Below are 18,229 nucleotides of genomic sequence, written 5' to 3' on the forward strand. Positions count from 1 at the left end.
AAAATGCCCACCACGGTTCGCATCGGATGCGCCAGCGCATTCTGGGGAGACACCTCGACCGCCGCCGCGCAGCTTGTGGCCGCAGGACAACTGGATTATCTGGTCTTCGACTACCTGGCCGAAATCACCATGTCAATCATGGCCGGCGCCCGCATGAAGGACCCGCAGGCCGGGTTCGCGGGAGACTTCATCGAAGTCCTCGCGCCCCTGCTGCCGCAACTGGCTGCACAGAACATTCGCGTCATCAGCAATGCCGGCGGAGTCAATCCAAAAGCCTGCGCCGCCGCGCTGCAAGCGGCCTGCGACAAGGCCGGCGTGACGCTGAAAATCGCCGTGCTGTCGGGCGATGACCTGCAACCGCACTTCAAAAAACTCGCCTCCCAAGGAATTACGGAAATGTTCAGCGGCGCCCCACTGCCGCCGATGTGCGTGTCGACCAACGCCTACCTCGGCGCGCCGGGCATTGTCGAAGCGCTGCGTCTGGGCGCCGACATCGTCATCACCGGCCGGGTGGTCGACAGCGCAGTGGTCAGCGCTGCGCTGGTGCATGAATTCGGCTGGTCGTGGCACGACTACGACAAACTCGCGCAAGCCGCCCTGGCCGGGCACATCATCGAATGCGGCGCGCAGTGCACCGGCGGCAACTTCACCGACTGGCGCGACGTGCCGGATTACGAGCACATCGGTTTTCCGATCGTCGAAGTCAGCGCCGACGGCCAGTTCATCGTCAGCAAACCCGAAGGCTCCGGCGGGCTGGTCACGCCGCTGACGGTCGGCGAGCAGATGCTCTACGAAATCGGTGACCCTCAGGCCTATCTGTTGCCCGATGTGGTCTGCGATTTCAGCCAGGTCAAACTCCAGCAACAAGGCAAAAACGCCGTCCGGGTCCACGGTGCCAAAGGCTTGCCGCCCAGCGACCAATACAAGGTCAGCGCAACGTATCCGGACGGCTTCCGCTGCACCGCCAGTTGCCTGATCGCCGGCATCGATGCCGTGGAAAAAGCCCGGCGCGTCAGTCAGGCGATCCTCGACAAAACCTCGGAGATGCTCGACCAGAAAGGCCTCGGCCCCTACACCGAAACCCACGTCGAACTGCTCGGCAGCGAAGCCACCTACGGCCCTCACGGCCAGCGCCGGGACAGCCGCGAAGTGGTGATCAAACTCGCCGTGCGCCACCCGAACAAACAGGCGCTGATCCTGTTCTCCCGGGAGATCGCCCAGGCCGCGACCGGCATGGCGCCGGGCCTGACCGGCATCGTCGGCGGGCGGCCGACGGTGTATCCGCTGATCCGGCTGTTCTCGTTCCTGATCGACAAAAGCGCCTGCACATTGCAGATCGACATCGCCGGCGAATCTCACCCGTTCGCCCTGCCCGCCCCCGCCACCCTCGACAGTCAGGATCTGCCCCTGCCCCACGAAACGCCCAAACCCCAGGGCCGCGCCGACGCGAGTGTGCCACTGGTGAAGCTGGCGGTGGCGCGCTCCGGCGACAAGGGCAATCACAGCAACATCGGCGTCATGCCGCGCCGTCCCGAATACCTGCCGTGGATCGCCGAAGCGCTGACCCCGGCGGTAGTCGTCGACTGGATGAACCATGTCCTCGACCCGATTCACGGCCGGGTCGAGCGCTGGTATCTGCCGGGCACCCACAGCCTCAACTTCCTGCTGGAAAACGCCCTCGGTGGCGGCGGCGTGGCGAGTCTGCGCATCGACCCGCAAGGCAAGGCCTTCGCCCAACAACTACTGGAAATCCAGATCCCGGTGCCGCAGAGCATCGCCGAACAGTTCGACTAGAGGATTGGCACCATGGCGTTCGAATCGATTTTCAGGGCTGATCTGTTCAGCGGTCAGACCGTCATCGTCACCGGGGGCGGCAGTGGCATCGGGCGTTGCACCGCCCATGAACTGGCGGCGCTCGGTGCCAACGTTGTACTGGTCGGACGCAAACCGGAAAAGCTGCAAACCGTCGCCGCCGAAATCGCCGAGGACGGCGGTCGCGCCCACTGGAAGGCTTGCGATATCCGTGACGAAGAAGCGGTGAAGGCGCTGGTCAGCGAACTGATCCGCGAACACGGGCCGATCCATGGGCTGGTCAACAATGCCGGCGGCCAGTACCCGTCGCCCCTGGCCTCGATCAATCAGAAAGGCTTCGAAACCGTGCTGCGCACCAATCTGGTCGGCGGCTTCCTGATGGCCCGGGAAGTGTTCAACCAGTCGATGAGCAAACACGGCGGCAACATCGTCAACATGCTCGCCGACATGTGGGGCGGCATGCCCGGCATGGGCCACTCCGGCGCCGCGCGTTCGGGCATGGACAACTTCACCAAGACGGCGGCGTTCGAATGGGGTTATGCCGGCGTTCGGGTGAATGCGGTGGCGCCGGGCTGGATCGCTTCCAGCGGCATGGACACTTACGAAGGCGCGTTCAAAGCCGTGATCCCGACATTGCGCGAACACGTGCCGCTCAAGCGCATCGGCACCGAATCGGAAGTCAGCGCGGCGATCGTGTTTCTGCTCAGCCCGGCGGCCGCGTTCATCAGCGGAAGCACCTTGCGCATCGACGGCGCGGCAAGCCTGGGCAGCCGCGCATGGCCGTTGCACAAGGCGAGCCACAGCGAATCGTTCAACGGTTTTCACCGGGCCTATATGCCGGACGTCTTGAAGGACAAGGAGTAAGCCATGCCGCAGATCCAGTCCCAACTCGACCCGCACAGCGAAGCCTTCGCCCGCAACCGCGCAGCGATGCTCGTCGCCATCGAGCAAGTCCAGCAGCTCGAACAAAACCTGCTGAACAAGGCCGCCGAAGCCAAACCGAAATTCGACAAACGCGGACAATTGCTGCCCCGTGAGCGCCTGAATCTGCTGCTCGACCCCGGCGCGCCATTCCTCGAACTGGCGAGCCTGGCCGGCTACAAACTCCACGACGACAAGGACGGCAGCTCGGCGGGTGGTGGCTTGATCGCCGGCATCGGTTACGTGTCCGGTGTGCGCGCCTTGATCGTGGCGAACAACAGCGCGATCAAGGGCGGGACGATCTCCCCGTCGGGTCTGAAAAAATCCCTGCGCCTGCAACAGATCGCTCAGGAAAACAAACTGCCGGTCATCACCCTCGCCGAAAGCGGCGGCGCCAACCTCAATTACGCGGCGGAAATCTTCGTCGAAGGCGCGCGCAGCTTTGCCAATCAGGCGCGGATGTCGGCCATGGGCCTGCCGCAGATCACCGTGGTGCACGGCTCGGCTACGGCTGGCGGCGCCTATCAGCCGGGGCTGTCGGATTACGTGGTGGTGGTGCGCGGCAAGGCCAAGCTGTTTCTTGCCGGCCCGCCGTTGCTTAAAGCAGCGACCGGCGAAGTCGCCACCGACGAAGAACTGGGCGGCGCCGAGATGCACGCGCAAGTCGCCGGCACCGCCGAATACCTGGCCGAAAACGATGCCGACGGCGTGCGTCAGGCGCGGGAAATCGTCAGCCTGCTGAACTGGAACGAGCAAATACCGTGGCTGCCCGAGCCGCAATTCAAGGAGCCACTGTATCCCATCGACGAACTGCTCGGACTGATCCCGGACGACCCGAAAAAACCTTACGACGTGCGCGAAATCATTGCGCGGATCGCCGACGAATCGCGCTTTCTGGAATTCAAAGGCGAGTTCGATCAGCAGACCGTTTGTGGCCACCTGAAAATTCAGGGCCGCGCCTGCGGTTTCATCGGCAACAACGGCCCGATCACGCCCAACGGTGCGAGCAAGGCGGCGCAGTTCATTCAACTGTGCGACCAGAGCCAGACACCGCTGCTGTTTTTCCACAACACCACCGGGTTCATGGTCGGCACCGAATCGGAACAGCACGGCGTGATCAAACACGGCTCGAAACTGATCCAGGCCGTGGCCAATGCGCGGGTGCCGAAACTGACGATCGTGGTCGGCGGCTCCTACGGCGCGGGCAACTATGCGATGTGCGGACGTGGGCTCGATCCGCGCTTCATCTTCGCCTGGCCCAATAGTCGCACCGCCGTCATGGGCGGCGCCCAGGCCGGCAAGGTGTTGCGCATCGTCACCGAAGCCAAACAGCTGAAGGACGGCCTGGTGCCCGACCCGAAAATGCTCGACATGCTGGAGCAGGTCACCGCGCAGAAACTCGACAGCCAGTCCACCGCCCTCTACGGCAGCGCCAACCTGTGGGACGACGGGCTGATCGATCCGCGCGACACCCGCACGCTGCTCGGTTATCTGCTGGACATCTGCCACGAAGCCGACATCCGCACGTTGCAACCCAACAGCTTCGGCGTCAGCCGGTTCTGATCGCCACGGATTAAAGGAGAACAATAAAAATGATCTTCACCCCGGAACACGAAGCCCTGCGCCGTACCGTCCGCCAGTTCGTCGAGCACGAGATCAACCCGCACGTCGATGAGTGGGAAAAGGCCGGGCGTTTTCCGATCCACGAGATTTTCCGCAAGGCCGGCGACCTCGGTCTGCTGGGGATTTCCAAGCCGGAAAAATTCGGCGGCATGGGCCTGGATTACAGCTATTCGATCGTCGCCGCCGAAGAGTTCGGCACCATCCATTGCGGCGGCATTCCGATGTCGATCGGCGTGCAGACCGACATGTGCACCCCGGCCCTCGCCCGCTTCGGCTCCGATGAGTTGCGCGAAGAGTTTCTGCGTCCAGCCATCACTGGCGAGCAGGTCGGCTGTATCGGTGTCTCGGAAGTCGGCGCCGGTTCCGATGTCGCCGGTCTCAAGACCACCGCGCGCAAGGACGGCGACGACTACGTGATCAACGGCAGCAAGATGTGGATCACCAACTCGCCGAGCGCCGACTTCATCTGCCTGCTGGCCAACACCTCGGACGACAAACCACACATCAACAAATCGCTGATCATGGTGCCGATGAACACACCGGGCATCAGCCTCAGTTCGCATCTGGACAAGCTCGGCATGCGCAGCTCGGAAACCGCCCAGGTGTTTTTCGACAACGTGCGTGTGCCCCAACGCAACCGCATCGGCCATGAAGGCGCCGGGTTCATGATGCAGATGCTGCAGTTCCAGGAGGAACGCCTGTTCGGCGCGGCCAACATGATCAAGGGCCTGGAATACTGCGTCGACAGCACCATCGAGTACTGCAAGGAACGCAAGACCTTCGGCAATGCGCTGATCGACAATCAGGTGATCCACTTCCGCCTCGCCGAATTGCAGACCGAAATCGAATGCCTGCGGGCGCTGGTCTATCAGGCCACCGAGCAATATGTGAAGGGCCAGGACGTCACCCGACTGGCCTCGATGGCCAAGCTCAAGGCCGGGCGTCTCGGCCGTGAAGTCAGCGACAGTTGCCTGCAATACTGGGGCGGCATGGGCTTCATGTGGGACAACCCGGTGGCACGCGCCTATCGCGACGTGCGGCTGGTGTCGATTGGCGGCGGCGCCGACGAAATCATGCTCGGGATCATCTGCAAACTGATGGGCATCCTGCCGGGGAAAAAGAAATGAGCGCCCTGCCCGATTGCCAGACGCTGCTGCTGGAACGGCACAACGGCGTGTTGCACATCACCCTCAATCGCCCGGAAAGCCGCAACGCCATGAGCCTGCAAATGGTCGCCGAGTTGCGCGCCGTGCTCGCCTCCGTGCGCGATGACCGTAGTGTTCGCGCGCTGGTGCTGAGCGGTGCGGGCGGGCATTTCTGTGCCGGCGGCGACATCAAGGACATGGCCAATGCCCGCGCTCAGGGCAGCGATGCCTATCGTGAGTTGAACCGAGCGTTCGGGTCGTTGCTGGAAGAAGCGCAGCACGCACCGCAAGTGCTGATCACCGTGTTGCAGGGCGCTGTGCTCGGGGGTGGCTTCGGCCTGACGTGTGTCAGCGATATCGCCATCGCCGATCATCAGGCGCAATTCGGTTTGCCGGAAACCAGCCTCGGCTTGTTACCGGCGCAGATCGCGCCGTTTGTGGTGCAGCGCATCGGCCTAACCGAGACCCGACGCCTGGCCCTGACCGCCGCCCGCTTCGACGGCCATCAGGCCCGACGCCTGGGGCTGGTGCATTTTGTCGAGCAGGATCCACAGGCGCTCGCCGAGCGGCTGGATGAAGTGCTCGATCACGTTTTGTGTTGCGCCCCCGAGGCGAATGCCGTGACGAAACAACTGCTGCTGGCCAGCGCCGGCCAGCCGTCGAGCGAACTGCTGGACGAAGCCGCGCAGTGGTTCAGCGCAGCGGTGACCGGTGCCGAAGGGATCGAAGGCACGATGGCGTTTGTGCAAAAGCGCAAACCGAGGTGGGCCCCTTAAAAACTTCGCGAGCGAGCTCGCTCCCACAGAGTTCGATGACATTCACAAAACCTGTGGGAGCGGGCTTGCCCGCGATGAGGCCCTTCAATTCACCGCCAAAAACTCAGGAAAATTATCATGCCCGCCCTCCACAAAATCCTGATCGCCAACCGCGGTGAAATCGCCTGCCGCATCCAGCGCACCGCCCAGGCCCTCGGTTATCGCACGGTCGCCGTTTTCAGCGACGCCGACGCCAATGCGCTTCATGTCCAAATGGCGGACGAGGCCGTGAACATCGGTCCGGCACCCGCGCAACAGTCCTACCTGAACATCCCGGCCATTCTCGACGCCGCCCGCCGCAGTGGTGCCGACGCCATCCATCCGGGCTACGGTTTTCTCTCGGAAAATGCCGAATTCGCCCGAGCTTGCGAACAGGCCGGCCTGATTTTCATTGGCCCCAGCGTCGAAGCCATCGAACTGATGGGCAGCAAACGCCAGTCGAAAATCGCCATGCTCGCCGCCGGTGTGCCGTGCATCGCCGGTTATCAAGGCGCCGAGCAGGACGACGCGACCTTGGCCCGTGAAGCCGAGCGCATCGGTTACCCGTTGATGATCAAGGCCAGCGCCGGCGGTGGCGGACGCGGCATGCGGCTGGTGCACAGTGCCGAGGAACTGCCGGCGCAATTGCGCACGGCCCGCTCCGAAGCCTTGAACGGTTTCGGCAGCGACGAACTGATCCTCGAACAGGCGCTGATCGAACCGCGCCATGTCGAAGTGCAGCTGTTCGGCGATCATCACGGCAACCTGATCTACCTCGGCGAGCGCGATTGTTCGATTCAGCGCCGCCACCAGAAAGTCATCGAAGAGGCACCGTGCCCGGTGATGACTGAGGACCTGCGTCAGGCGATGGGCGAAGCGGCGCTCAAGGCCGGGCGTGCGGTGAACTATGTCGGCGCCGGCACCGTGGAGTTTTTGCTTGATGCCGATGGCCGGTTCTACTTTCTGGAGATGAACACCCGTTTGCAGGTCGAGCATCCGGTGACTGAACTGATTACCGGGCTGGATCTGGTGGCGTGGCAACTTCTGGTTGCCGAAGGCCAGCCTCTGCCGCTGTCGCAAGCGCAGGTCAAACTCGATGGCCACGCCATGGAAGTGCGCCTCTATGCCGAAGATCCGGCTCAGGGTTTTCTTCCGCAGACCGGGCGTGTCGAAGCCTGGATGCCGGCACTGGATCGCGGTTCGCGGATCGATCACGGCCTGATCGAAGGGCAGTCAATCTCACCTTTCTACGACCCGATGCTCGGCAAACTGATCGCCCACGGCGCAACCCGCGAAGAAGCCCGGCGCAAACTGTTGTGTGCGGTGCAGGACAGCGTCTTGCTTGGCGTGCAGAGCAATCAGCGGTTGCTCGCCAGCCTGTTGCAGCATCCGCAGTTCATCAGCGGGGAATTCGGCACTGGCTTCATCCCTCAACATTTCGCCGATCACGACTGCCTGCACGCCTATTCGCCCAGTGCCGAAGAGCTGGCCATCGCGGCGGTGCTGTTTTACCAATCCGCCGCGCAACAACATCTCGCCCCGTTGTCCGGATGGCGCAACAACGCCGGTGCGCCGTTGCTTTATCGCATCGGCCTCGACGCCCGCGACTGGAACGTGCAACTGCGCGCCAGTCCGGACAACACGTTTGCAGTGCAGGTCGCGGAGCGCGTCATCGAACTCAAACTCGTCGAACACACCACCGCGGCCGTGACGCTGGAAATCGAAGGCCTGCGCCAGCGCCATGCCTATCGCCTGCGCGACGACCAGCTCTGGCTGTTCACCCACCCCGGCAGCCTGCACCTGGTGGATCGAACTCACGCGGTGATCGACAGTCAGACCAGCGTCAGTTCCGGCACGTTGAAAGCCCCGATGGATGGCGCCATCATCGATGTGCTTGTCAGCGAAGGCAGCCCGGTCAGCAAGGGCCAGCTGCTGGTGGTGCTGGAAGCGATGAAAATGGAGCACCCGCTCAAGGCCGGCATCGACGGCGTGCTCAAGCGGGTGCAGGTCAAGGTCGGCGATCAGGTAAAAAATCGTCAGGTTCTGTTGCAGGTCGAGTAGTCGCCGCGCGCATCCGCAAGGTTTGACTACGCTCTGAATAATCAGGACGCGGAAATCAGGAACCCTGCGATGCCCCATTGGCTGGTCATAGATCTGGAAGCCACCACCGATGAGGGTGGCTGGCCGGTTACGGAGATGGAGATCATCGAGATCGGCGCGACCCTGGTGGATCGCGCCGGTCGCGAGCAGGATCACTTTCAGCGCTTCGTCAAACCGACGCGGCGCCCCTTGTTGACGCCGTTTTGCCGCGAACTCACGCACATCACCCAGGCCAACATCGACGCCGCGCAGCCGTTGAGTGAAGTGTGGCCGGCGTTCGAGCGCTGGCTCGGTCAGCACCAGACACGCCTTGAAGGCTGGGCCAGCTGGGGCGATTACGACCGCAAGCAGTTGCTTCAGGAATGGCAGCGCCTGCAACTCGACAGCGCCCTGAGCCGGGTGCCGCACATGAACCTCAAACAGCGCTTTGCCAAGGCCCGACGCCTCGAACGGCCTCTGGGCCTCAATGGCGCGTTGCAACTGGCGGGCATGCAGTTCACCGGCCAGCAGCATCGAGCGCTGGAGGATGCGCGCAATACCGCCCGATTATTGCCATTAGTGCTGCCGCTCTAGCGCAGGTGACGGCGCCATGAGCCTTGTGCATACTGGCCGACCTTTTTGACCCTTTTTAAGCCCTTTTCGAGAGGAATCGCCCATGTTTAAAGTCAACGAGTACTTCGACGGCACCGTCAAGTCGATCGCTTTTGGCACTGCTGAAGGCCCTGCGACCATCGGCGTCATGGCCCCGGGCGAATACGAATTCGGCACCAGCCAACGTGAAATCATGCACGTGGTTTCGGGCGCACTGACCGTCAAACTGCCGGACAGCAGCGACTGGGAAACCTTCGCCGCCGGCAGCCAGTTCAACGTGCCAGCCAACAGCAAATTCCAGCTGAAAGTGGCCGTCGACACCGCTTACCTGTGCGAATACCGCGGCTAAAACTCCGGTTTCCGGCGGTCATAAAAAATGCCCGTGTCCAAGGACACGGGCATTTTTCATTTCAGGGCCGGTTATTCGAGGATTTCCACCGGCATGCCGACCTCGAGTCGACCATTACCGTCGTTGACCAGGTTCTGGCCGAACATCGCGCCGTCAGCCTGGGCACGGGTCTTCTGCAAGGTCGCCAGCGGCTCACGATCAGCGCTGCGCTCACCGGTTTTCGGGTCGATCGTGGTGAGAATGCAGCGGGAGCACGACTTGACCACGCGGAACTCGACATCGCCGATTCGAATCCGCTTCCAGCCATCCTCGGCGTAAGCATCACTGCCTTCGATCACCAGATTCGGCCGGAACCGCAGCATTTCCAGCGGACGCCCGACTTCCTGCGACAGGTGTTGCAGCGAGGCCTCACCAATCAGCAGCAGCGGGAAACCATCGGCGAACGCCACTTGGTCGTCATCGTTGCCGTACCCGGCCTGGGTTGTCCGGGCACGATCCAGCGGCACTTGCACCAGTCGAGTCGGCTTGCCGATGAAATCGCTGACCCAGCGGGCCGCCTCCTCACCGGCATCCGGCACACGCAGGGTGTCACGCCAGATGGTCACACCACGCAGATCGTCGTCACTGCCGGGCAAGGCGACATCGATTGCCGAATGCCCCGGCGCGTTGAGCGTCAGACCGCCGCTGGCATTCCAAAGTGCCGACAACTGACTCATTTTCGCTTCGGCACGCTGGGTCAGGAATCGCCCGCTGGCTTCGTCCACCAGCATCCAGCGTCGATCGCCCTCAAGCCCCAGTTTGTCCAGGCCGATCCCTTGCAGGACCTCACCCTTGGCGGATTTCAACGGGTAACGATAAAGCGCGCTCAGACGCAGCATGGCCAGCTCCCTGGTGGGTCAAAAACGCCACCCTATACGAGCTTTGTCAGCGAATCAAAGGCTGGCGCAGGGTCAGCCTCGACAGGTTGATCAGGCCGGCACTTCGTCGAGCATCAGACGCTGGCGCACCACATCGACCAGTTTGTCCGGCTGGAACTTGGAGAGGAAGTTGTCGCACCCGACCTTCTTCACCATCGAGTCGTTGAAACTGCCGGACAGCGAAGTGTGCAACACCACATACAGACCACGCAGGCGCGGGTCATTGCGGATTTCGGTGGTCAGGCGATAGCCGTCCATTTCCGGCATTTCCGCGTCGGTGAACACCATCAGCAGTTTGTCAGTCATGTTCACCCCGGTGTCCGCCCAGGCCTTGAGCATGTTCAGGGCTTTCAGGCCGTCGCTGGCGATATGCATCTTCACGCCCAACTGGCCGAGGGTGTCGCGCAATTGCGAGAGCGCCACGTTGGAGTCGTCCACCAGCAACACTTCACGGCCACGGGCGCGCTCCAGAACCGGATCGTCCAGTTTGTCGCGCGAAACCTTGGCGTTGTACGGCACGATTTCGGCGAGGACTTTCTCGACGTCGATGATTTCCACCAGTTGATCGTCAACCTTGCTGATTGCGGTCAGGTAATGCTGGCGACCGGCGCTGGTCGGCGGTGGCAGGATGGCTTCCCAGTTCATGTTGACGATGCGGTCCACGCCGCCAACGAGGAACGCCTGCACCGAACGGTTGTACTCGGTGACGATGATCGTGCTGTTCGGGCCCGGCACCAGCGGGCGCATACCGATCGCCTGGGACAGGTCGATCACCGGCAGCGTCTGGCCGCGCAGATTGACCACACCGCAGACAAACGGGTGACGCTGGGGCATCAGGGTCAGTTTCGGCAACTGCAGGACTTCCTGAACCTTGAACACGTTGATCGCGAACAATTGGCGCCCGGCCAGTCGAAACATGAGAATTTCCAGGCGATTCTCACCCACCAGTTGCGTGCGTTGGTCTACCGTGTCGAGAATGCCGGCCATCAATGACTCCTGGGCTTGTTCTGATGAATTCACTATTGGGGGTTATCGGCTGAATCTGGCGGATCTTGATCCCGTCACAAATCACCAACAAAATGCCATGAGCAGGCATTGATGTCACATTAACATCATGCTTTACTGGCCCGGTGAAATCATCTGCTACATTCTCTTCGGCGCGACCTCGTTTTGCGCGACAGGTTCCCGTGCCTAAGGGAATCCCCTAGTAACAATCAGGCCCAACCTGATATTCGCGATATCCAATAGCCATTAATGTGACGCCATTCTCATTGCATGAACGGAGTCAGGCTATTGTGTGCGATCGCAGTTCAGTGGAAACACATCCTCTTGAAACCCCAGGTCTGTGCCAATGCACACCGGGGCGCGGTCTCGCGACGGTTCATGATCGTCGACACACACGGCATTCCCTCATCAGACATGACGTGGTGGAGATAAGCATGCCGAACGACCGTAGTGACTGGGCGCAGCGGTTCCCCGAATTCCTTGTCGAGGCTGAAACGCTCCTGGCCAAGTCTGAAGAATGCCTCAGCCACTTACAGCTGATCAGCAATGACAAGGACGCCATCGACTGCATGCTCAGCACCCTCCTCAAGCTGGCGAACAAGGCTGATGCCCTGGCGCTGGGGGCAGTGTCGGAATTCTCCCTGCACCTGCATGGCCTGCTCACTCAGGTCCAGGATCACGTGGATTTGCATGCGCAGGCCCTGGAAGCACTGAAAGACTGCTTCACCCTGATGGCCTGGCAACTGGAACTGGTTGACCCAAGCACCGGCCAATTGGGCCTCGATGAAAGCGAGCAGGTGTCGCTGATTGAAGCCTTCGCCTGCCAGGTCGGACAGACTCACTTTCAAATGCCGCTCAATGGCAAGCCGATGTCCCTCGTCTCCTGGTCGGAGCGCCAAGCGTAACCGGGCACACAGTGGGCTATTCGGGCCCGTCAGTTTTCGCCGTCGAATGTCGCAATTGAATAGTTCATGCCTGCCTGCGACACCTTCCAATAAATAATTACGAGCGATGAATGCGGACTATCCTCTGCGGATGTCAGGGTTTTCCTGTGTAAAAGAAAACTTGCGGTTGCATCGATAATTATCGATTCAGGTACTTCAACTTTTCCATTATGGAACCCCCGTCCAACATGGCCTGTTTCCTGATTCTTTGGACATATAGGGCAAACGCGACCAACGGTATGTTAAGTGGTATTATGCCGCCCGTTAGTTGTTTCAGTTAATGGCACTGTGACTTCAATGAGCGGCCTCTACCGAAGTTGGCGCTCAATTATCGATCACTGAACCGTTTTGAAATCAACAACCTGAATGACAGTTTTCCAGACAGAGACCGCCAGCCCTTCTGACCGGTCTGCCCGCAGCGAACATCCATTGGCTCCATCCGCTATGTACGCCAGCCTCAAGTCAATTACCACATGGCCTCCCTCCCGAGAAAATGCCCGCAGGTTCACACTCCTGCTGTGCACGGCTTCGGCCTTGGGCAGTCTGTTGAGCTATGGCGTCTCTGCGCCGTTGTCGCTCGGCCTGCTGCTGATCAACGTGGCGGCTGCCGGTTGCGTCTGGACACAACATCGTCTGTCACGCAAATCCATCAAGTTCCAGCCTCAGGAACTGGCCGACCGTTTGCTGGAAGTCCAGGAAAACGAGCGCCATCGCCTGAGCCGTGAACTGCATGACGATATCGGCCAACTGCTGACCGCCGCCAAGCTGCAAAGCGAATGGCTCAAGCGTCGCTTGCCCGCCGACATGCAGGAACACTGTTCAGTACTTTGCGAGACCCTCGAAGAAACCCTCAACAAGGTTCGCGACGTTTCGGCCATTCTCAACCCGCGGCAACTGACCAGCCTTGGCCTGGAAGCGAGCCTGCGTGCACACCTGCTCAAGGTGTTGACCAATACTTCGGTGCACTGGAGTCTGGACTGCCAGCAGCGTCTGAATGGAATTCCCGAAGAAATGGCCGTCGCGGCCTTTCGTATCACTCAGGAAGCGGTGACCAACATCCTTCGCCATGCGCAGGCCAAAAACCTGTTGATTCGCGTGCAACGCCTGCCACAGGGCCTGACCCTGCTGATCAGCGATGATGGCCTGGGCTTTTCCCCGGCGGCGAATCCGGGTCGCGAAGGACAGCGGGGCATGGCCGGGATGGCCGAACGCATCGAGCAACTGGGCGGCACACTGAGCGTGACCAGCGAGCCGGGCAAAGGTACTCAAATCGAAGCACTATTCCCCTGGGCGCCCCGTGCACTCGAGCGGGCCAGTACGAATAAGGTTATGCGTTGACTTGTAACTTACTTCTGGTGGATGACCACTCGCTGATCAGGGCCGGCGTGCGCGCCCTGGTGCTGGATATTCCCGGTTATGCGGTCATCGGCGAGGCCAATGACGGCTCGCAGTTGCTCGAGATGGTCGAGCTGCTGTCTCCCGATATCGTATTGCTGGACATCTCCATGAAAGAAACCGGCGGTCTGGAAGCCCTGCAGCGGCTCAGACGCGTACGCCCGCACGCCAAAGTGCTGATTCTGTCGATGCACACCGACCCCGCGCTGATCATGCAGGCGCTGGAGTCCGGTGCGCACGGTTACCTGCTCAAGGACACCACGGCCACCGAGCTCGAACATGCACTGGAGGCGCTGCGCAACAACGAACGCTATCTGAGCCCCGCCATCGCCCACACCGTGATCAATCAGGCGCTGACCCGTAACCTCAAGCAGCAGCCGGAAGTCGCCGAGTCGCACAACCTCACGGCACGCCAGTTGGAAATCCTGCGTTTGATCGTGCGCGGCAAGTCCACGCGGGAAATCGCCAATGGCCTGGGCTTGAGCATCAAGACGGTCGAAACCCACCGGTCGCAGATCATGAAACGCCTGCAGATCTACGATGTGGCGGGCCTGGTGCTGTTCGCCGTGCGGGAACAGATCATCAGTCTGGACGACTGAGCCGAGGTGATGCAGTCAACAGCGGCGAGTCCTTGGGCAAATGCACACGCAAAGCTCCGGGACGCGCCGCAAACCGCAGACTGTCGCCCTCCAGTGGCTCACCGTCGAGATTGATGCAAAGCCCTTCGGCGACCTTGATTTCAACCCACGGCAAACGCGTGCGCACGAACATGTTGTCGATGCCAAACCCGTCGCTGAGCAGATTTTTCAGCGTGCCAACCAGCTCCTGCGGCGCCGGCAGAATGCTGATATCCAGAAGACCGTCGTCCACCAGCGCTTCCGGGCACAACACATGCCCGCCACCCGCCTGACGACCATTGCCGATCCCCAGCGCCAGCAACTCGCCCTGCCAGTGAAAATCCGGCCCCTGCAATTCGCCATAGGCGGCATGCAGCTCACTAAACCGCGATAAACCGGTGAACAGATAGGCCGCGCCGCCCAGCACTTTTTTCAAATCTTCCGACGTGTTGGCCGTCACCTGGCTGCCGAATCCGCCGGTGGCCATGTTCAGGAAAATCTGCCCGCCGACCTCGCCCAGATCAATGTCATGGGCGGGTGCCTCAAGCAATTCGAGTGCTTCGGCCGGCTCCAGCGGAATAGCCGCCGCGCGGGAAAAGTCGTTGGCGGTTCCAAGCGGCAGCAGCACCAGACTGGCCTTGCCCGGATGCGCCGCCAGTGCTTCGGCGATGTCGCGCAGGGTGCCATCTCCGCCACCGGCAATGATCTGACGGTATCCCGCCGCCAGCGCCTCCTCCACCAGCCGCTGGGCATCGCCGGCCTCCCAGGTCAGGCGCACCGCCAGTTCCCAGCCCTGCTTGCGTTTGTTCTCGACAGCGGCACGAACCGCCTCGTTGAGTGCCTGCTTGCCATGCAGAATCAACAATGCCTTGCGTTCACTCATTGCGGTTACTCCCGGAATTGAATCAGTACGAGACATCTTGACCCTCAAGACCGGCAAAAAAGTCGCACGTCTTCTGATTAATTCATGCTGCCCGTCTGGCCCGTCCTACATATCGGTAATTTTTCGTACAGAACGTAAGGAATCGGCTCAATTGACCCAGCCCGGTCGTTGGTACAACGTGTGTCGGCGTTAGCGATCTTCAATTCAATTACACAAGGATGTGCATGTAATGAGTGGATACAGTTTCAGGACTTTCGATACTTTGCATTCCGGCATTTGCCAACTGCCCCCAATGGCCGCAGGCGGACGTTTCCATGCAAAGCCATGAAGCAAGACTATCCGTGAGTCCGGTTGCCTCTCTCTCCGAAAGTCGCGCCAGTCTTAAAGACGAATTCAAATGCAGCGCCAGAAACACTGGAGAAACCGATATGGAACCGCGTGTCACCGAGCTGGAAACCCACCTCAAGTACATTCGACGCGATATGGACGAAGTCAGAGGGGACGTCAAAGCCATCAAGCATCGCCTTGCCTACTCGGCAGGGGCGACAGCGATGGTGCTCGGACTGTTGGGCTGGATTGCCAACAGCCGGTTCGATCAGCTCGTCACACTGCTCAGCCGTTGACCCGCTGAAAGGCAGGCATCGTTTTGCGACTATGCCTGCCTTTCAAATGCCTGCAATCAACCGAGAAGCTCGCTGAGTGGAATGAATGGCACCTGATCACCCTTGGCCAGGATTCGCCCCTCCTGCACTTCCACCAGACCCTCGGCCCAGGCAGCGCTGCGCAGAACGCCCGAACTCTGGTTACGGTAGATAATCGCTTGCCCCTGCTCCAGACGTCCGCGCAAAAATTCACGGCGGTTACCGGCCTGAGGCCAGACAAATCCTGCGGGCACCGAAAACTTCAGCGGCTCGACATCCTGCACACCCTGGCGACGCAATAGATATGGCCGGGTCAGCAAGGCAAAGGTCACCAGTGTCGAGGCAGGATTCCCCGGCAGTCCAATCACCGGGACACCACGGAAATGCCCGACCGTCAACGGCTTGCCGGGTTTGATTGCGAGCTTCCAGAGTGTCAGCTCGCCCTCTTCCCTCAATGCGATTCCGAGGAAATCCGCTTCCCCGACCGATACGCCACCGGTTGAAAGAATCAGGTCTACATCCTGAAGCTCCCCGAGTCGCGCACGGGTGGTGGGCAGATCGTCAGGCAGAATACCGGCATCCACCACTTCACATCCCAGGCGCTGCAACCAGCTGCACAACAGCACCCGGTTGCTGTTGTAGATCTGTCCTGGCCCCAATGCTATCCCCGGTTCGACCAGCTCATCCCCCGTGGACAACACCGCCACACGAACCCGGCGAACCACCTCGAGCCCTGCGCAACCCAGCGATGCGGCCAACCCCTGTTCGATCGGACCGAGCCGGGTTCCAGCGGCAAGGACCAACTCACCGACTGTCGTTTCCTGGCCTTGCGGGCGAATGTTCTGCCCGGCCACCATCGCCTCGATGAAGCTCACGCGCTCATCGGCATGAATCTCGGCGTTTTCCTGCATCTCGACACAATCAGCACCGGCAGGTACCGGCGCACCGGTAAAGATCCGTGCGCAGGTGCCTGGCTTCAAGGGTTCCGGTGCCTGCCCGGCGAAGATTTTCTGACTGACCGGCAACGGTTCGCCGGTCCAGTCGGCCAGACTCAAGGCATAACCGTCCATGGCGCTGTTCGGCCACGGCGGCAGATCCAGCGTCGAAATCAGATCCTGCGCCAGCACCCGCCCCTGAACCTGAGCCAGGGGCAAAAACTCGCACTCGACAATCCCCGAGCTCCCGGCCATTTCCAGCAATCGCGCCAATGCATCTTCGACGGGCATCAGGCTACCGGTCTTGCCCGGCTTACCCACGGGATTCACAAGGCGCCGCCTGTTTCAAATGAGTGACGAAATTGCACGGGCGGTGGCGTGAGTCCAGTTGCTCGGCGAGGATGCCATCCCAACCGGTGCGCACTGCGTTGGTCGAGCCTGGCAGGCAGCAGACCAGCGTGCCATTGGCCAGTCCCGCCAAAGCTCGGGATTGCACGGTGGAGGTGCCGATGTCGGCGACCGAGATCTGGCGGAACAGCTCACCAAAACCATCGACCTGCTTGTCCAGCAGGCAAGCGACCGCTTCCGGGGTGCTGTCGCGGCCGGTAAAACCGGTACCGCCGGTAATCAGCACGACTTGCACGACGTCTTCGGCAATCCAGTGCGCGACTTGCGCACGGATCTTGTACAGGTCATCTTTGAGCAGCACTCGCTGCGCCAGATGGTGGCCCGCGGCCATCAGCCGGTCGACGAAGACCTGGCCGGAGGTATCGGTTTCCAGGGTTCGGGTGTCGCTGACCGTCAGCACCGCGATATTGAGCGGCACGAAAGGTACATCAGCCTTGGCTTTCATAGGCTCGTCCAGTTGTAGGAGAAACAGCCCGGTGTTATATCACAGCGCCCCCTTTTTTCGCCGCCCCTGCGGAGAGCTGCCATGACTTCGAACACGCCATTACCACCCTGCTCCATTCTGTTGCTGGCCGGTGGACGCGGCCAGCGGATGGGCGGCCAGGACAAGGGACTGGTGGAATGGCACGGTGAACCACTGATCGCCCATCTGCATCGCAAGGTTCGGCCGTTGACGGATGACCTGATCATCTCCTGCAACCGCAATCGTGAACGCTATGCGCCGTTCGCCGACCAGTTGGTGAGCGATGACGAGGAGGACTTTCCCGGACCATTGGCTGGTATTCGTGCCGGCTTGAAAGCTGCGCGCCATACCCACCTGCTGGTATTGCCCTGCGATGTTCCGCGCATCGATCTGGCATTGCTGCACAGCATGCGTGAGGCGGCCAGTCTGAATTCTGAAAAACCTTTAATGTTGCGTCATGACAATCACTGGGAACCGCTGCTTTGCGTGATCCCGGTGGCACTCCTGCCGGCATTCGAAAACGCCTGGAACGCTGGAGAACGCAGCCCCGGCCGAGTGATGCGCAATCTTGATGCCCAGGCCCTGGTTTGCCCTGACAACGATCCACGCCTGGCCAATCTCAACACCCCTGAACTGTTGAGTTCGCACAACACTGTGTCAGACTGACAGCATTCAAGGAACTTGCA

Annotated in this window: 18 protein-coding genes; 13 read left to right on the plus strand and 5 right to left on the minus strand. The window is 61.0% G+C overall.

Annotation, left to right across the window (positions count from 1 at the left end; genetic code table 11):
• The first annotated feature begins 3 nt into the window (after window positions 1-3).
• The 8 genes from AC0R79_RS21590 to ppnP all read left to right on the plus strand — a co-directional run bounded on the left by AC0R79_RS21590 (window position 4) and on the right by ppnP (window position 9,335).
• Window positions 4-1,794, plus strand: a complete 1,791-nt coding sequence (locus AC0R79_RS21590; protein WP_474731648.1) for an acyclic terpene utilization AtuA family protein — start codon at window positions 4-6, stop codon at window positions 1,792-1,794.
• A gap of 12 nt (window positions 1,795-1,806) precedes the next feature.
• Window positions 1,807-2,676: an SDR family oxidoreductase gene (locus tag AC0R79_RS21595; RefSeq protein ID WP_474731649.1), complete on the plus strand. Its 870-nt coding sequence runs from the start codon at window positions 1,807-1,809 to the stop codon at window positions 2,674-2,676.
• A gap of 3 nt (window positions 2,677-2,679) precedes the next feature.
• On the plus strand, window positions 2,680-4,296 hold the full coding sequence (gene atuC / locus AC0R79_RS21600; protein ID WP_474731650.1) for a geranyl-CoA carboxylase subunit beta: 1,617 nt from the start codon (window positions 2,680-2,682) through the stop codon (window positions 4,294-4,296).
• 29 nt (window positions 4,297-4,325) lie between these two features.
• Complete coding sequence (gene atuD / locus AC0R79_RS21605) at window positions 4,326-5,483, plus strand: citronellyl-CoA dehydrogenase (protein ID WP_007908685.1); 1,158 nt, start codon at window positions 4,326-4,328, stop codon at window positions 5,481-5,483.
• Window positions 5,480-6,277: an enoyl-CoA hydratase/isomerase family protein gene (locus AC0R79_RS21610; protein ID WP_375747629.1), complete on the plus strand. Its 798-nt coding sequence runs from the start codon at window positions 5,480-5,482 to the stop codon at window positions 6,275-6,277. Before atuD ends, AC0R79_RS21610 begins: the two co-directional genes overlap by 4 nt.
• A 117-nt stretch (window positions 6,278-6,394) precedes the next feature.
• Window positions 6,395-8,356 (plus strand): acetyl/propionyl/methylcrotonyl-CoA carboxylase subunit alpha, encoded by a 1,962-nt coding sequence (locus tag AC0R79_RS21615; protein WP_474731651.1) that lies wholly within the window; start codon window positions 6,395-6,397, stop codon window positions 8,354-8,356.
• Between the two features lie 69 nt (window positions 8,357-8,425).
• Window positions 8,426-8,968, plus strand: a complete 543-nt coding sequence (locus AC0R79_RS21620) for a 3'-5' exonuclease (RefSeq protein WP_011335265.1) — start codon at window positions 8,426-8,428, stop codon at window positions 8,966-8,968.
• An 82-nt stretch (window positions 8,969-9,050) separates the two neighbouring features.
• Complete coding sequence (ppnP, locus tag AC0R79_RS21625; RefSeq protein WP_007940055.1) at window positions 9,051-9,335, plus strand: pyrimidine/purine nucleoside phosphorylase; 285 nt, start codon at window positions 9,051-9,053, stop codon at window positions 9,333-9,335.
• A 71-nt stretch (window positions 9,336-9,406) separates the two neighbouring features.
• Here ppnP and AC0R79_RS21630 read toward each other — a convergent pair whose 3' ends face one another.
• Window positions 9,407-10,213, minus strand: coding sequence for an MOSC domain-containing protein (locus AC0R79_RS21630; protein WP_474731652.1), 807 nt, complete (start codon window positions 10,211-10,213; stop codon window positions 9,407-9,409).
• Window positions 10,214-10,303: 90 nt separating this feature from the next.
• Window positions 10,304-11,239 carry a chemotaxis protein CheV gene (locus tag AC0R79_RS21635; RefSeq protein ID WP_003226705.1) on the minus strand — a complete coding sequence of 312 codons (936 nt, stop codon included), beginning with the start codon at window positions 11,237-11,239 and terminating at the stop codon, window positions 10,304-10,306.
• 452 nt (window positions 11,240-11,691) lie between these two features.
• Between AC0R79_RS21635 and AC0R79_RS21640 the strand changes: the two genes are divergently transcribed.
• The 3 genes from AC0R79_RS21640 (at window position 11,692) to AC0R79_RS21650 (ending at window position 14,195) form a co-directional block, all read left to right on the plus strand.
• The gene (locus AC0R79_RS21640) at window positions 11,692-12,162 is read left to right on the plus strand and encodes a hypothetical protein (protein ID WP_221535313.1); all 471 of its coding nucleotides are present in this window, start codon (window positions 11,692-11,694) and stop codon (window positions 12,160-12,162) included.
• A gap of 483 nt (window positions 12,163-12,645) precedes the next feature.
• Entirely contained in the window at window positions 12,646-13,539 is an 894-nt protein-coding gene (locus tag AC0R79_RS21645) for a sensor histidine kinase (RefSeq protein WP_007955752.1), read from the plus strand.
• The gene (locus AC0R79_RS21650; protein WP_007955750.1) at window positions 13,536-14,195 is read left to right on the plus strand and encodes a response regulator; all 660 of its coding nucleotides are present in this window, start codon (window positions 13,536-13,538) and stop codon (window positions 14,193-14,195) included. Before AC0R79_RS21645 ends, AC0R79_RS21650 begins: the two co-directional genes overlap by 4 nt.
• On the opposite strand, the gene yegS is transcribed toward AC0R79_RS21650, so the two are convergent.
• A complete protein-coding gene (gene yegS, locus AC0R79_RS21655) occupies window positions 14,179-15,096 on the minus strand; it encodes a lipid kinase YegS (RefSeq protein ID WP_474731653.1) in 918 nt (305 codons plus the stop codon). The genes AC0R79_RS21650 and yegS overlap by 17 nt on opposite strands.
• Window positions 15,097-15,410: 314 nt before the next feature.
• Between yegS and AC0R79_RS21660 the strand changes: the two genes are divergently transcribed.
• A complete protein-coding gene (locus tag AC0R79_RS21660; RefSeq protein WP_205891530.1) occupies window positions 15,411-15,719 on the plus strand; it encodes a hypothetical protein in 309 nt (102 codons plus the stop codon).
• Window positions 15,720-15,775: 56 nt separating this feature from the next.
• On the opposite strand, the gene AC0R79_RS21665 is transcribed toward AC0R79_RS21660, so the two are convergent.
• Window positions 15,776-17,002 carry a molybdopterin molybdotransferase MoeA gene (locus AC0R79_RS21665; protein ID WP_474731654.1) on the minus strand — a complete coding sequence of 409 codons (1,227 nt, stop codon included), beginning with the start codon at window positions 17,000-17,002 and terminating at the stop codon, window positions 15,776-15,778.
• Window positions 16,986-17,525: a molybdenum cofactor biosynthesis protein B gene (gene moaB / locus AC0R79_RS21670; RefSeq protein ID WP_474731655.1), complete on the minus strand. Its 540-nt coding sequence runs from the start codon at window positions 17,523-17,525 to the stop codon at window positions 16,986-16,988. Before moaB ends, AC0R79_RS21665 begins: the two co-directional genes overlap by 17 nt.
• Window positions 17,526-17,606: 81 nt before the next feature.
• Between moaB and mobA the strand changes: the two genes are divergently transcribed.
• Window positions 17,607-18,209 carry a molybdenum cofactor guanylyltransferase MobA gene (mobA, locus tag AC0R79_RS21675; RefSeq protein WP_474731656.1) on the plus strand — a complete coding sequence of 201 codons (603 nt, stop codon included), beginning with the start codon at window positions 17,607-17,609 and terminating at the stop codon, window positions 18,207-18,209.
• The last annotated feature ends 20 nt before the right edge of the window (window positions 18,210-18,229 follow it).

The sequence above is a fragment of the Pseudomonas sp. HD57-3 genome, from assembly GCF_056113135.1.